Here is a 13106-nt window from a genome sequence, read left to right as displayed (position 1 = left end):
TCCGCCGCCCTTGGCGGCACCTCCCCTTTCAGGGGAGGCAATCCATATTAAACGCGAATTGGTATTATGCGTGAGGGCGTTGCAAGCGAAACGATGAAGGATAAAATAGCGGGGCCCCAAGGAGCCCCGCTTTATATCTTCGCCGCCGTATCCACGGCCCCACGGACCGCCAGGCAGCGTCCTTCCTCTACTCGAAGGCCCGCGCCATGCGGTCCACGGCCTCCCTGAGGGTGCTCCTTGGGCAGGCGAGGACGATGCGCTCAAAGCCCGCGCCCCCCTCGCCGAAGATCCAGCCCTCGTCCAGCCAGACCTTGCCCCGCGTCAGCATCCGCTTCTGCAGCGCCCTCTCGTCGCTCTCCATGGCGCTGAAGTCCATCCAGGCGAGGTACGTCCCCTCGAGGGGCATCACCTTCACCTTCGGCAGCTTCTTCCCCATGTACTCCACCAGGAAGTCATAGTTCCCCTTGATGTAGGCCAGGACCTCGTCCAGCCACTTATCCCCGCGGCTGTAGGCCACCTCCATCGCCGTGATGGCGAAGAGGTTGGGATCGGACAGGCTGTTGCGGGCCTTGACGTTCTCAAACCGCCGGCGCATCTCCGGGTCCGGGATGATGGCCGCCGTCGCCTGCAGGCCGGCCAGGTTGAAGGTCTTGCTGGGGGAGATGACGGTGATCGAGTGGGCGGCGAACTCCGGGTTCAGGCCGGCGAAGGGGATGTGCCGGTAGCCCGGCATGACGATGTCGCAGTGCAGCTCGTCCGCAAAGACGCGGACGCCGTGCCTCATGCAGATTTCGCCGACGCGCTCCAGCTCCTCCTCGCGCCACACCCGCCCTATGGGGTTGTGGGGGCTGCACAGGATGAAGACCGTGGTACGGTCCTCCGCCGCCCGCCGCTCGAAGTCGTCGAAGTCCATCTCGTAGCGGCTGCCCGAACGGCGCAGGCAGCTGCAGGACAGGAGGCCGCCGTTGTTGTGCACCGTGCGGTAGAAGGGATAGTAGACCGGCGGCTGAATGATGGCGGTGTCGCCCACCTGACAGTACGCCTGCATGGCCATGTGCGCCGCGCTGACCGCACCGGGGGTGAAGGTGATCCACTCCCGCTTGATGCGCCAGCCGTGACGCCGCTCCTGCCAGCCGATGATGGCGTCATAGCAGGCATCCGGCACCTTCGTGTAGCCGAATATCCCGTGCCTCACCCGCTCCGCCAAAGCCTCCGTGATTTCGGGGGCCACCTCGAAGTCCATGTCCGCCACCCACACCGGCAGGACGTCACGGTCCACCGGGTACTCCACCCCCGGAATCGTCTTGTTGGGGTCCGCGTCCCACTTGGAACAGCTCGTGCCGCGCCGGTCGATCACCTTGTCAAAATCATAAGCCATTCAAAAAAGCTCTCCTCTCGAAAACGCTCTCGGAAGCCGGAAACGCTCCTCAATCGCTCCTTAAAATAAGTTCTTAAACCTTCACTCAGGTTATGATATCCTATGTCCTTGAAAAAATCCTCCGAAAGGGTGTCGAGATCGTGCGGAAAAAAGGACGGCGCAGGCGGCTGAGCAAAGCTCTTTTCGTCGCGGGGGGCCTGGCTTCCCTGGCGGCCGGCGCGACCGTGTGCCTTCTGCTGCAAAGCGCACCGCACCGGGACGCGCCGGCTCTTTCCTCCGCTCCCTGGCGTCAAGGGACTGCGGTCCCCCCTCCCACCCAATCCGCCGCCCAAGTGGCGCCGCGCGGGGACGAAGTTGTCCGTCTGCCCGCAGGGCGGCCCGGCCGCCGCGCGGACGTCCCGCCCACGACCGTGCCCATCCCAACAAGCCCCTCCCCCAGGGCCGTGGGGGCACCCAGTGGGGCAGCCGCGAACGCCAAAAAGACGCGAGAGGCGGGCCCTGACCTCTCGGCTTATCGCGTCAGGGCGCGGAGCTCGAGCGGGGACTCCCTGCTGCCGGGGGACAGCAGCCTGTCGGCCGAGGCTCTGACGGAAAGCCTGAAGCCGCAAAAGAAGGTTTCCCGCAACGACGAAGGCGGGTGGATGGGGGACGTGTACAGGGGGGCCCTGCGGGCGGTGCACTCCATGGACGAGGCGACGCTCGCCGCGTCCCGGTCGGCGCTGCACGGCGTGGCGGACCCCAGCTCGGCCAGGCTCCGCCCGGGTGGAGGCGGCGTTCAGCTCAAGATCGAAATCCCGCCCGAGACGATAGGGAGGAGGAAAAAGTAACCTTCCTCAGCTTTTCCCTTCCCGCTCCTTCTTCTCCTGGTAGATCTTCATGACGCCCTCGACGAGTTTGTAGATGTCCGGCTTCAGGACGTGCACGATCTTGAGCTTGTCCGCCCTCTCCAGCAGGTCCTTCACCATGATGGACGAGAAGAGGATGACGGGGACCTCCGCCGTGCAGGGGTCCGCCCGCAGGTCCGACACCAGCGTCAGGCCGTCCATCACGGGCATCTCGATGTCGGAGATCAGGAGGTCGAAGTTCTCGTGTTTCCCGATCAGGAGATCGTGGGCCTCCGCGCCGTCCTTGACGGGGTAGACGCTGCTGAAGCCCGACTGCTCCAGGACGTCGCAGATCTGCTGGCGCAGCAGGGGCGAGTCGTCCGCCACCAGGATGTGAAAGTCCTCCACGTTCCCCACTTGATTGAAGTAGGCACTGATGCGGTTCTTGTCGAACATGTGCCGGGCCACCGCCGGCGCCGTGTCCTGGATGATGGCCTCGTAGTCCAGGAGCAGGATGTTGCGGGCGTCGTTCTTGATGACGTAGAGCACCCACTTGTCCGAGATGCCGCTCATCTTGGAGGAGTCCAGGTCGTCGGCACTGACCTGACGGATGCGCTCCACGGAGTCCACCAGAAAACCCAGGCGCAGGTCGTTGAACTCCACAATCATCACCTTCGTCCGCTCCATGGGGATGGGGGAACGGATGCCCAGGAAGACCCGGAGGTCGATGAGGGGAAGGATCGTCTCCCGCACCGTCGTGATGCCCACGAAGGCCTCCGTCGTGGTGGGGACGGGACGACACCCCTGCCAGCGCAAGATCTCCCGCGTCTTGTTCACGTTGATGGCGTAGGCTTCCCCTCCAAGGTCGAAGACCACGACCTCCCACTTCTTTCCCGTCTTCAGAGAGACCTCCCTGACGTCCGCCTGAGCCTGTGCCCGATCTTCCATCTGCCGCTCCTCCGTTTCTGCGCATCCGCTAAAAGGGCGGGGCGGCGCGCCGCCCCGCAGGCGAAAAAAGGACATGCTTTTTGTAAATTATAGCAAAATCCAAGCCAAAAGGCGCGCGAGGGGGATTTTCAGGGTATAATCCTGACATCAAGCTTCATTGTCCCCGGTGAAGGGACAGGGGGACCTGTTCCGCTTTCGGTTTGTTCAGCTCAAGGTTAAAGGAGGAGCATCGACATGAAACTCACGGATCTTTCGCTTAAGGACTTCACGGCAAAACTCGGCTCGGACGCCCCCGCTCCGGGCGGCGGGAGCGCGGCGGCGCTGTCGGGCGCCCTGGGGGCGGCCCTGGTCTCCATGGTCTGCAACCTGACGAAGGGCCGGGAGAAGTACGCCGAGTTCGAGACCCTCGTCGTGAACACGCTCAAGGAGTCGGACGAGTTGGCCGCAGCGCTCCTGGAGGGCGTCCAGAAGGACACCAACGCCTTCGACGGCGTCATCGCGGCCTACGGTATGCCCAAGGGCACGGACGCGGAGAAGGCCGCCCGCAGCGAGGCCATCCAGAGCGCCTACAAGGTGGCCATCCTCTCCCCCGAGGAGACCGCGGACAACTGCCTCGCCGTCATGCGCCTGTCCAGGGACCTGCTGCACAAGAGCAACAAAAACGCGGCGAGCGACCTGGCCGTCAGCGCCCTGCAGGCCTACGCGGGCCTGATCGGGGCCCTGGAGAACGTGGCCATCAACCTCGCCGCCATCAAGGACCAGAACTACGTGAACGACAAGCGCAAGTGGATGGACCTGGCCTCCGACGAGGGCGAGAAACTCCTGAAGGAGGTCCGCGAAGGCGTTCGCGCCATGCTGGCCTGAGGGGCGCCCTTGATCCTGGGCATTGGCATCGACCTGTGCTGCATCAGCCGCATGGAGCGCGCCATCCGCTCGCGCCACTTTCTGGAGCGCGTCTTTCGGCCGGAGGAGATCGCCTACGCGGAGGGCAGGGGCCGCGGACGGGCCGCCAGCCTCGCCGCCGCCTTCGCCGCGCGGGAGGCCTTCTGTAAGGCTTCCGGCGTGCCCCTTGCGACCGTGACCCTGGGGGGCGGCTTCGCACTGCTGCATGAGGGGGGCACACCGCGCGTGCGCCTCTCGCCGGACGTGGAACGCGCCCTCTTCCGCGGACGACCGGGGCGCGTCCTGGTGTCCCTCACCCACGACGGGGACTGCGCCGCAGCGGTGGCCGTCGTCGAGGTTGCCCCGTAACCTCCCGCAAGAGATGCCCGCCCCACCGACGCTCCCTTCGGTCCGCCTCAACGGCGCGCCAAAGGGAGCGCTCTTTGTTAGCAACGCCGCGCCATCCCTCCCCAAGGCCCCATCCGTCCTTTATTGAACCGAAGTAATTGAAATATATTATTCCCCATTTCACGCAACTCCTCTGTATTTTTTCTTCTCAAGCATGTATACTAAATACGTAAGTCTATGATGATTGAAGCGCATAATACCGTTGATCTCTCATATCAACGCTTCAAGTTGGGTCGGAAGCGGGCCGTCAGGCTCGCCAAGTCATAACACAAGGAAGGGGCATGTATCATGGTATTGGGCACTTTTGCGGCGGCAGCGGCGGTATCCGCCGACGTGGCCGCGCAGGCGGAAGCTGCGGGCGGAGTGTTGGACAGCATCCTGTCCTCCCCGTTCTTCACACAGCTTCTGGATTGGGTCAAAGACGCGAACGGCTTCCTGTGGGGGCCGCAGTTCCTGATCCCCCTGCTCTGCGGCACGGGGCTCTTCTTTTCCCTCCGTCTGGGGTTCGTTCAGGTCACGAAGTTCGGCACGGCGTGCCGCAAGCTCTTCGGGGACTTCTCGATCTTCGGGGAGGCTGCCGGCAAGTCCGGAATGAGCTCGTTCCAGGCGCTGGCCACGGCCATCGCCGCACAGGTGGGCACGGGCAACCTCGTGGGCGCCATGACGGCGCTGATCACGGGCGGCCCCGGCGCGATCTTCTGGATGTGGATCGCCGCGTTCTTCGGCATGGCCACGAACTTCGCCGAAGCCTGCCTGGCGCAACTCTACAAGGATAAGGACGAGTCCGGACAGGTGGTGGGCGGACCGGCCTTCTACATCTCCCGCGGCCTCGGCGGCGGCGTCTTCGCCAGGTTCCTGGCGGCCTTCTTCGCGGTCGCCATCATCCTGGCCCTGGGCTTCATGGGCAACATGGTTCAGGCCAACTCCATCAGCGACGCCTTCCACGGCGCCTTCAACGTGGACGTCAGGGTGACGGGCGCAGTCCTCGCCATCGTCGCGGGCGTCATCTTCATCGGCGGAGTGAAGCGCATCGCCGCCGTCATGGAGAAGCTCGTTCCCCTCATGGCCATCCTCTACATCGTCGTCGGCCTGGCGCTCATCGCCATGAATGCCCACCTGATCCCGCGGGTGTTCAAGGATATCTTCACCTGCGCCTTCCAGGCCAAGGCGGTCTGGGGCGGCGCCGTGGGCGTCGCGGTGGCCAAGGCGGCCCGCTACGGCATCGCCCGCGGCCTCTTCTCCAACGAGGCCGGCATGGGCTCCACACCCCACGCTCACGCGGTGGCCAAGGTGAACCACCCCGTCGAGCAGGGCGTCCTCGGCATCATCGCCGTGTTCATCGACACCTTCGTCGTCCTGAACATCACGGTGTTCAGCGTCATGTCCGCCGGCCTCCTCGAGGAGGGCTTCTTCAAGGACGGCGAACCCATCATGAAGGGCATCTCCGTCGTGCAGGCCGCGTTCGAGAACCACTTCCTCGGCGCGTTCGGCGGCCCCTTCATCGCCATCTGCCTCCTCTTCTTCGCCTTCTCCACGGTCATCGGCTGGTACTACTTCGGCGAGACCAACATCCGCTACCTCTTCGGGACGAAGGGACTCCTGCCCTATCAGGTCCTGGTCATGCTCTTCATCTTCATCGGAAGCGTGCTGAAGATCGACCTGGTGTGGGAGCTCTCGGACTTCTTCAACGGCATCATGGTCGTCCCGAACCTCATCGCCATCCTCCTGCTGAGCGGCAAGGTCGTCCGCCTGCTGGACGAGTACAACCGGGGGATTCCCTACGACGCCGAGCGCATCAAGGCCGACCTCCCCACCCCCGGCGACGCGAAGAACTGACCTCAGCGCCACGCTGTCGAACCTCAGGGAGGGCTGCCCTTCAGGGCGGCCCTCCCTTTTTCCTTTCACTCAAAAAGCGTGTGTGACCATGGTAAAATGGCCGAAGGGAAAGGAGTGATCGACAATGTTTTGCACAAAGTGCGGCGCTCAAATCGGCGACGAGGCGGCTTTCTGCGAGCAGTGTGGCGCAAGGACCCGTCGGGGGCAGAGCTCCGACCCAGCCTCGAACCCGACGGAAGAGACGAAGCCCCACCGGAGGGCTCCCAGCCCCATCTCCGACTTCATGGCGTGGTGTATGGTGGGGCTGGAGTGCGCTATCGCCCTCTACCTTGGCCTCTACGTCTTCCAAAACGGATTCTTCATCAACAGCACGGGCTATGAAGTCCCTCAATACCTGGCCTTTCTGGCGGACTGTGCTCTGAGGCTCCTCTGCGCAAAGATGGACTCGGACGTCCTGACGGCAAAGGGCTACCCGGCCCCCTCCATCGCCTGGGCCTTCTTCTTTCCGCCCATTTACCTCTACAGGAGGGGCAAGGCCCTTCAACGTCCTCACACCCTTCCAGCCCTGCTCTCCTTTGCGGCCATGATCGCCTCGACAGGCATCTTCGTAAGTGCAGAGATACGCCGCGCGGAGGTGGAGGCCACAGCCTCCCGCACCGTTTCCGGGATCATCCGGGAGAGGTTCTCCATGGACGTCCAGTGTCTCAAAGTCAAGTTGACCAAACGGCTCTTCAAGGGGAACTACGAGGCCCTGGCCCAACTGAGCAACGGCAGGGCGCTTCCCATTCAAGTGCTGGAACAGCAGGAGGACGTCTTCGTTTCACTGCGCCCCGCCCCCCTTCTGCTGGACGAGCTCTTCTCAAACTTGCTCTCGCTTGGCGATCAGGACACGTTTTCGCCCGCCGAGGCGGAGTCCGTCGACGAAAAGTCCCGCGATAGGCGAAACGCAACCAATCTAGTTTCATCCCTACGTTCCCTCAAGGCTGCCACCTTCCTGTTTTATGCGGACCATGCGGAAAACGGACGGGAAAGGAAGGTGATGGAACTCGTCAACGGACAGGACGGCATTGCCCAGCTAAAGGCCTACCTCGACAATCCGGAGCGATACGGCGAGCGTTACTCCATTTCGCTTTGGGACGCGAGCGATGGATCGCAACGCCTCATGGTCGTCTGCGACCTCTCGGGAGAGTCCGAGGGGGTGCGTCAGGCGCTGCAAGAGAGAGCGCGGTCCGTAGGGCTTTACGAAGGGCGTTCCCAATCGCTGGACGACTTTTACGCCGGAGGAGACTCCGTCTGCATGGTTGCTATGCCCGTCAACCTGGACATGACGCCTCGGATCACGCAGGCACAGCGTGCGGAGTTAAGCGATGCCTTCAGGTCCGGTTCGGCCGCAAGGCTGAAGGAGGTGCTTCAGCGGGAGCGCCTCTCTCCCGATATGATGTTCGAGGACGGGGAGCTCCTCCTGAGGGTAGCCGTAAAGGAGTCACCGAACGCAGACACGATCAAGGCTCTGCTGGCTCTGGGCGCAAACGTCAACGCGGAACGGCGGGACGGGCGAACAGCCCTCACGGCCGCTGCGGACGGAGGGCCTCTGGACGTGGTCAAGGCGCTGCTGGACGCTGGAGCGAACGTCAACGCAAAGAACAGGCACACCGGCTGGACTGTGCTCATGTTTGCGCTAAAAGAGGCAAATCCCGACGTAGTCCGGCTGTTGCTCAATTCCGGCGCAGACGTCGCAGCGGAGAACTCGGATGGGCAAACGCCGTTGGCCTTTGCCGTCCTACAAGGTGCAAGCACGAACGTCCTGAAGATGCTGTTGGACGCGGGCGCGGACATCGAAGCCAGGGACGGGGACGACAACACCCCCCTGATCCTTGCAGCCCAGTACACCTCAAACCCCGACGTCCTGCTCGTGCTGCTGGACGCCGGCGCCGACGCGGGCGCGAGGAACGCGGCGGGTCTGACGGCCCTGGACCTCGCCTCAACGAACCCAAACCTCGATGGAGCTCCAGCCCTGCAGAAACTTCGCAAAAAGACGCAGTAACCCCATCCCCCCCACGCTGCCTGAACCTCAAGGCGGGTTGCCCTTCGGGGCGGCCCGCCCTTTTTCAGCACGGACCGGACGCCGCATGTTATAATAAGGATAAGGTACATTCGCGTTAATTCACTGAAGGGAGAAGGCAAGGAGGGAACTATTCCATGAACGTCACGTCCATGCTCTCGTCGGGCTATCTTGAGCCTGTCATCCGTGAGCCGTCGTCGGACAAGCTTCGAGACGACAGGTGGCTTGGGGCGCAGGGGGCGGTGCGCTCGTCTGCAGCGGGGGAGGGTTCCCTGGCGCTTCAGGAGCGCAGCGTCCTGGACCAGGAGCGAGCGCTGAAAGCGGCAGCGGGCGGAAACGCCGAGGTCTACACGGTCTACCACTACACCGTGGGCGCAGACGGGCGGCGTTACATCACGGGGGCCTCCGTGACCATGAAGGGGCAGGAGGCGGACCTGAACCGGGCAGGGAACGGGCTTGCAACGCAGGAGATCCAACCTGGGGTGCCCCAGGAGGCGGGCGCGGCGGAGGCCGACGAAACGGCCGAAGCCCCGGAAGCCCAACCCCGAACGGACGCAAAGAGCGCGGAGGAACGCCAGAAGGACGCCCAGGTCCAGGAGCTGAAGCAGATCGAGCGGGAGGTCATCGCCCACGAGGCGGCGCACATGGTCGCTGCCGGTGCCCTGGGCGGGGGCGTCAGCTACACCTACACCGCAGGGCCGGACGGAAAGCGGTACATCACCGGTGGGGAGGTCCCCATCCAGATCCAGCAGGGGGCAACGCCGGAGGAGACGCTCCGCAACATGCAGCAGGTGCAGCGCGCGGCGCTGGCCCCGGCGGACCCATCGGGGCAGGACCGCCAGGTGGCGGCCCGGGCGGCGGCCATGGCCGCACAGGCGCGCAGCGAGATCGCCTCAGAGGGCGCACGAAAGGCGGCCCGGAGGACCGACGCGACGCAGGAGGAGGCCCCCTCCAAGGCCGAGACGGTGGCCCGCGGGACGCCGGTGCCCCCGCCGGAAGCGGCGGAACCGGACCCCTCGAAGGCGGGAGCCGCAGCCGTCGTCGCCTCCGTCCGCGCAGCGGACGTCATGGGCCAGCGCGCCGCCGCATAGAGGTCGTTCCCTGACGGAACAGGGCCCGCCGCGGGGTTTGGGAAACCCCGCGGCGGGCCCTGCGCGTTCCTCTCCGCCCCTAAGTCGGCCGGTTCTCCGGCTTAGGCTCCCGAAAGAGCAGCCCCTCGATGACCTCGTGGAGGGACGCGCCCTCGTAGAGGAAGGCAAAGACCCCCTCCGCGATGGGCAGCTCGATGCCGGCGCGCCGGGCGTAGGCGGTGAGAGCGCGCACCGTGTGCGCCCCCTCCACCACCTCTCCGACCTCCTCCGCGGCGAGGGCCGGCGTCTTGCCCCGGCCGACGGCCAGGCCGAAGCGGAAGTTCCGCGAGTGCGCGCTGTAGCAGGTGGCCATCAGGTCCCCGACGCCGGCGAGGCCGGCCAGGGTGAGGGGGTTGGCTCCCATGGCGACGCCCAGCCGCATGATCTCAGCAAGGCCCCGCGTCGCCAGCGCAGCCCTGGCGTTGTCGCCCAGTTCCAGGGCGCAGGCCACCCCCACCGCGATGGCGATGACGTTCTTCACCGCCGCCCCCATCTCGACGCCCAACACGTCGCCGCTCGTGTAGACGCGGAAGTGCGGGCTATTCATCCGCGCCTGCCAGTCCATCGCGACCTCCAGGTCCTCCGAGGCCGCGATGACCGCGGTGGGCAGGTCGCGCACCACCTCCTCCGCGTGGCTTGGGCCGGACATCGCGGCAAGGGAGGCGCCCGGAAGGACCTCCGCAAAGATGCGGTGCGGCAGGAGCCCCGTCGTGATCTCGATCCCCTTGGAGAGCGACAGGAAGCGTTTCCCCTCGACGGGCAGGCCCCGAACCCGCTCCAGGACGTCCCGCAGGCTCTGGGTGGGAATGGCCGTGATCACGTGGCTGGCCGTCGCCAGCGCCGCAGCCATGTCCGGCGTCGCTTCGAGGGAGGGGGCCAGGCCGTACCCCTTCAGGTGCCTGGGGTTCCTGTGGACTGAAGCGATGACCTGGGCCTGTTCCGGGTCCCGACACCACAGCACCGTCTCCAGCCCCCGCCGGGCCAGGCTGTTGGCCACGGCCGTGCCGAAGCTCCCCGCCCCAAGGACCGCAAACCGCATGTCAGTGCTCCTCCTCGGCGGGCGTCCCGGGCCGGACCACCAGGGTGATCCCCTCCATGGCCGCGACGACGCTCGACGACCCCGCCGGCATCGCGCCGCCCTCCGTCCGCGCGCGCCACAGCTCCCCGTGGCAGCGCACCCTGCCCCCCTCCGGGGTGATCTTCGTCACGGCCACCGCTTCGAGGCCGATCATCCCCCGCTCCCCGGTGGTTACGCGCCGACGCATCCCTCGAAAGACCAGCACGGCAAAGAGCACAAAACAGCCCCCCAGGGTCACCGCCGCTCCCGCCACGGCCGAGAGCGAGAAGCGCAGGAGCTCTCCTCCCGGCGCCTGGAACAGGAATATCCCGCCCAGGCAGAAGACCGCCAGCCCCAGGACGCTCAGGATGCCCATGCCTCCCACCAGGAGGTCCCCCACCATCACCGCGATCCCCGCCCCAAGCAGGAGCACGCCGGCCCAGCTGAAGGGCAGCATTTTGAGCCCGATGCTCCCCAGAAGCAACATCAGGGCGCCCGTCGTCCCCAGGACGAAGCCACCGGGGGTCATGACCTCGAAGAAGATGGCCAGCAGGCCGCCGGACAGCAGCATGTAGGCCACCTCCGGACTGGACACGAACTGGATCAGCCGCTCCTGCAGGGTCATCTCCATCCGCTCCGTCGGCGCCCCCGGCCGAAGGCGAATCGTGACGGTCCGCGCGGAGTCCAGCTTCACGCGGCGGCCGTCGAGGGCCGCCAAAAGCGACGGGACGTCCGAGGCGATGAGGTCCACGACGCGCCGCTCGAGCGCCTCCTGTGCCGTCAACGACAGGCTCTCGTCGACCATCAGCTGAGCGTCCACCTGGTTCCGCCCGCGCAGCTGGGCCACGGACCGAATCTGGGCGCGGAGGTCGTTCAGGACCTTCCTGCTCATGTCGTTCTCCCCCAGGTCCTCGCCGCCCGCGGAGACGGGGTGTGCCGCCCCGATGTTGGTCCCCGGAGCCATGGCCGCCACGTGGGCCGCCTGCACGATGAAGGCGCCCGCCGAGGCGGCGCGTCCGCCTCCGGGCACCCACACCACCACCGGCACGGGGGAGGCCAGGATGGACTGCACGATGCCGCGCATGGACTCCACCAGTCCCCCCGGCGTGTCCAGCTGAAACACCAGCACGTCCCGCCCCTCCTGAGCCGCCCGACGAACGGCCTGCTGGACGAACTCCTCCATCTGCACCCCCACCGTGCCGGTGAGGGGCGCCACCAGAACGCCCCCGCCGCCCTCCGAGCCCCAGGCCACGGACAGAGCCAGGACGACGAGGAGCAAGGCCAGAGCGCAGGACCGAACCGCCACCTTGACTGCGCGCATCTTCACCACGTGCAACGACCTCCCTTGGAGAAATCCAAAATCAACAGTTCAAGAAAGCGCCGACGAACCCGTTTCAGGCAACCCGATGCAATCAGCGCTCCTTAAGGATCAGCGCGGCCAACGCCTCGTCCAGGTGCGCGACGCGGAGGAGCTCAAGGCCCTCGTCCCGGTCGATCCGTTCTCTGGAGCTGACCACGGCCGAGGTGAAGCCCAGGCGCGCCGCCTCCCGAAGCCTCATGCCGATGCGGGACACCGGGCGCACCTCCCCGGCCAGGCCCACCTCCCCCAGCCAGCAGGAGCCGCCGGGGAGGGGCGTGTTCCTCAGGGCGCTGGCCAGGGCCGCGCAGGCGGGCAGGTCCGCGGAGGGGTCCTGGATGGAAAGGCCTCCCGCCACGTTGAGGTACAGGTCGTGGGCGCTGGCGGCGATGCCGCACCGCCGCTCCACCACCGCCGCCAGCAGTTGGAGACGGTTCAGCTCCACGCCACGGGCCGTGCGCCTTGGGTAGGGGAACACCGTGGGGGTGGCCAGCGTCTGGATCTCCGCCGCAAGGGGCGTCGTCCCCTCCAGCGCGACCGTCATGGCCACGCCGGGCACCGCGGAGTCCGAGCGGTTCCAGTAGAGCCCGCTCTTGTCCTCCACCGGCACGAGGCCGTCCTCCCGCATCTCGAAGACGCCCAGCTCCTCCGTGCTGCCGTAGCGGTTCTTCACCGCACGGAGCATTCGATAGGAGGAATAGCCCTCCCCGGAGAAGTCCAGCACCGCGTCCACCATGTGCTCCAGCAGCATCGGGCCGGCCAGCCGCCCCTCCTTCGTGATGTGCCCGATCATGACGGCGGGGACGTTTCGCTCCCGCGCGGCGTCCAGAACCCCCTGGGCTACGGCCCTCACCTGCGTCGGGGTACCGGGCCAGGTCCCCTCCTCCCCGGACCGCATGGCCTGCACGCTGTCCAGCACGAAGAAGGCCGCGTCCTCCAGGTTCGCCAGAGCTCCCTCCAGGTCCGTCCCGCAGGAGAGCATCAGGTGCTCCGACAGCGCCCCAATGCGCGCGGCACGCAGGGCCACCTGAGCCTCCGACTCCTCCCCCGACACGTAGAGCACCTTCCGGCCGGACGCGGCCACGCGCCCCGCCGCCTGGAGCAGGAGCGTGGACTTGCCGATGCCGGGCTGCCCTCCGATGAGGACCACCCCGCCCGGCGTCAGTCCGCCGCCCAGCACGCGGTCCAGCTCGCCGATGCCCGTGGAGAGCCGCGCCGGAGGCC

At 66.1% G+C, this 13106-nt stretch carries 11 protein-coding genes; 6 read left to right on the top strand and 5 right to left on the bottom strand.

Translation table 11 applies throughout. From position 1 onward, the window contains the following. Window positions 1-187 precede the first annotated feature (187 nt). Complete coding sequence (locus tag SY1_RS02380) at window positions 188-1378, bottom strand: MalY/PatB family protein (RefSeq protein ID WP_015556054.1); 1191 nt, start codon at window positions 1376-1378, stop codon at window positions 188-190. A 332-nt stretch (window positions 1379-1710) separates the two neighbouring features. Between SY1_RS02380 and SY1_RS02375 the strand changes: the two genes are divergently transcribed. Then, on the top strand, window positions 1711-2205 hold the full coding sequence (locus SY1_RS02375) for a hypothetical protein (RefSeq protein ID WP_208872615.1): 495 nt from the start codon (window positions 1711-1713) through the stop codon (window positions 2203-2205). 6 nt (window positions 2206-2211) lie between these two features. On the opposite strand, the gene SY1_RS02370 is transcribed toward SY1_RS02375, so the two are convergent. Further along, entirely contained in the window at window positions 2212-3150 is a 939-nt protein-coding gene (locus SY1_RS02370; RefSeq protein ID WP_015556053.1) for a chemotaxis protein CheV, read from the bottom strand. Window positions 3151-3384: 234 nt separating this feature from the next. Between SY1_RS02370 and SY1_RS02365 the strand changes: the two genes are divergently transcribed. From SY1_RS02365 to SY1_RS02345, 5 genes are all read left to right on the top strand, one after another. Then, entirely contained in the window at window positions 3385-4014 is a 630-nt protein-coding gene (locus SY1_RS02365; RefSeq protein WP_015556052.1) for a cyclodeaminase/cyclohydrolase family protein, read from the top strand. Between the two features lie 9 nt (window positions 4015-4023). Beyond that, entirely contained in the window at window positions 4024-4401 is a 378-nt protein-coding gene (locus tag SY1_RS02360) for a 4'-phosphopantetheinyl transferase superfamily protein (RefSeq protein WP_208872614.1), read from the top strand. Between the two features lie 327 nt (window positions 4402-4728). Further along, window positions 4729-6276 (top strand): alanine/glycine:cation symporter family protein, encoded by a 1548-nt coding sequence (locus SY1_RS02355; protein ID WP_015556051.1) that lies wholly within the window; start codon window positions 4729-4731, stop codon window positions 6274-6276. Between the two features lie 124 nt (window positions 6277-6400). Further along, complete coding sequence (locus SY1_RS02350) at window positions 6401-8320, top strand: ankyrin repeat domain-containing protein (protein WP_015556050.1); 1920 nt, start codon at window positions 6401-6403, stop codon at window positions 8318-8320. Between the two features lie 155 nt (window positions 8321-8475). Next, window positions 8476-9429 carry a putative metalloprotease CJM1_0395 family protein gene (locus SY1_RS02345; protein WP_015556049.1) on the top strand — a complete coding sequence of 318 codons (954 nt, stop codon included), beginning with the start codon at window positions 8476-8478 and terminating at the stop codon, window positions 9427-9429. Window positions 9430-9508: 79 nt separating this feature from the next. Here the strand turns inward: SY1_RS02345 and SY1_RS02340 are convergent, their stop codons facing one another. From SY1_RS02340 to radA, 3 genes are all read right to left on the bottom strand, one after another. Further along, window positions 9509-10507 carry an NAD(P)H-dependent glycerol-3-phosphate dehydrogenase gene (locus SY1_RS02340; RefSeq protein ID WP_015556048.1) on the bottom strand — a complete coding sequence of 333 codons (999 nt, stop codon included), beginning with the start codon at window positions 10505-10507 and terminating at the stop codon, window positions 9509-9511. 1 nt (window position 10508) lies between these two features. Continuing rightward, window positions 10509-11846, bottom strand: coding sequence for an NfeD family protein (locus SY1_RS02335; protein WP_279369739.1), 1338 nt, complete (start codon window positions 11844-11846; stop codon window positions 10509-10511). Between the two features lie 91 nt (window positions 11847-11937). Next, on the bottom strand, window positions 11938-13106 hold a 1169-nt coding region (gene radA / locus SY1_RS02330), incomplete at its 5' end, for a DNA repair protein RadA (RefSeq protein ID WP_208872612.1).

This window comes from Fretibacterium fastidiosum (assembly GCF_000210715.1).
In the GTDB taxonomy this organism is placed as follows: Bacteria; Synergistota; Synergistia; order Synergistales; family Aminobacteriaceae; genus Fretibacterium; species Fretibacterium fastidiosum.
Note: the sequence above shows the minus strand (reverse complement) of the source record. Positions and strands in the feature narration are given on the sequence as shown.

Coding starts and splice junctions, on each gene's coding strand:
- SY1_RS02380 (WP_015556054.1), bottom strand. CDS start 1,378: ATGGCTTATGATTTTGACAAGGTGATCGACCGGCGCGGCACGAGCTGT.
- SY1_RS02370 (WP_015556053.1), bottom strand. CDS start 3,150: ATGGAAGATCGGGCACAGGCTCAGGCGGACGTCAGGGAGGTCTCTCTG.
- SY1_RS02365 (WP_015556052.1), top strand. CDS start 3,385: ATGAAACTCACGGATCTTTCGCTTAAGGACTTCACGGCAAAACTCGGC.
- SY1_RS02355 (WP_015556051.1), top strand. CDS start 4,729: ATGGTATTGGGCACTTTTGCGGCGGCAGCGGCGGTATCCGCCGACGTG.
- SY1_RS02350 (WP_015556050.1), top strand. CDS start 6,401: ATGTTTTGCACAAAGTGCGGCGCTCAAATCGGCGACGAGGCGGCTTTC.
- SY1_RS02345 (WP_015556049.1), top strand. CDS start 8,476: ATGAACGTCACGTCCATGCTCTCGTCGGGCTATCTTGAGCCTGTCATC.
- SY1_RS02340 (WP_015556048.1), bottom strand. CDS start 10,507: ATGCGGTTTGCGGTCCTTGGGGCGGGGAGCTTCGGCACGGCCGTGGCC.
- SY1_RS02335 (WP_279369739.1), bottom strand. CDS start 11,846: ATGCGCGCAGTCAAGGTGGCGGTTCGGTCCTGCGCTCTGGCCTTGCTC.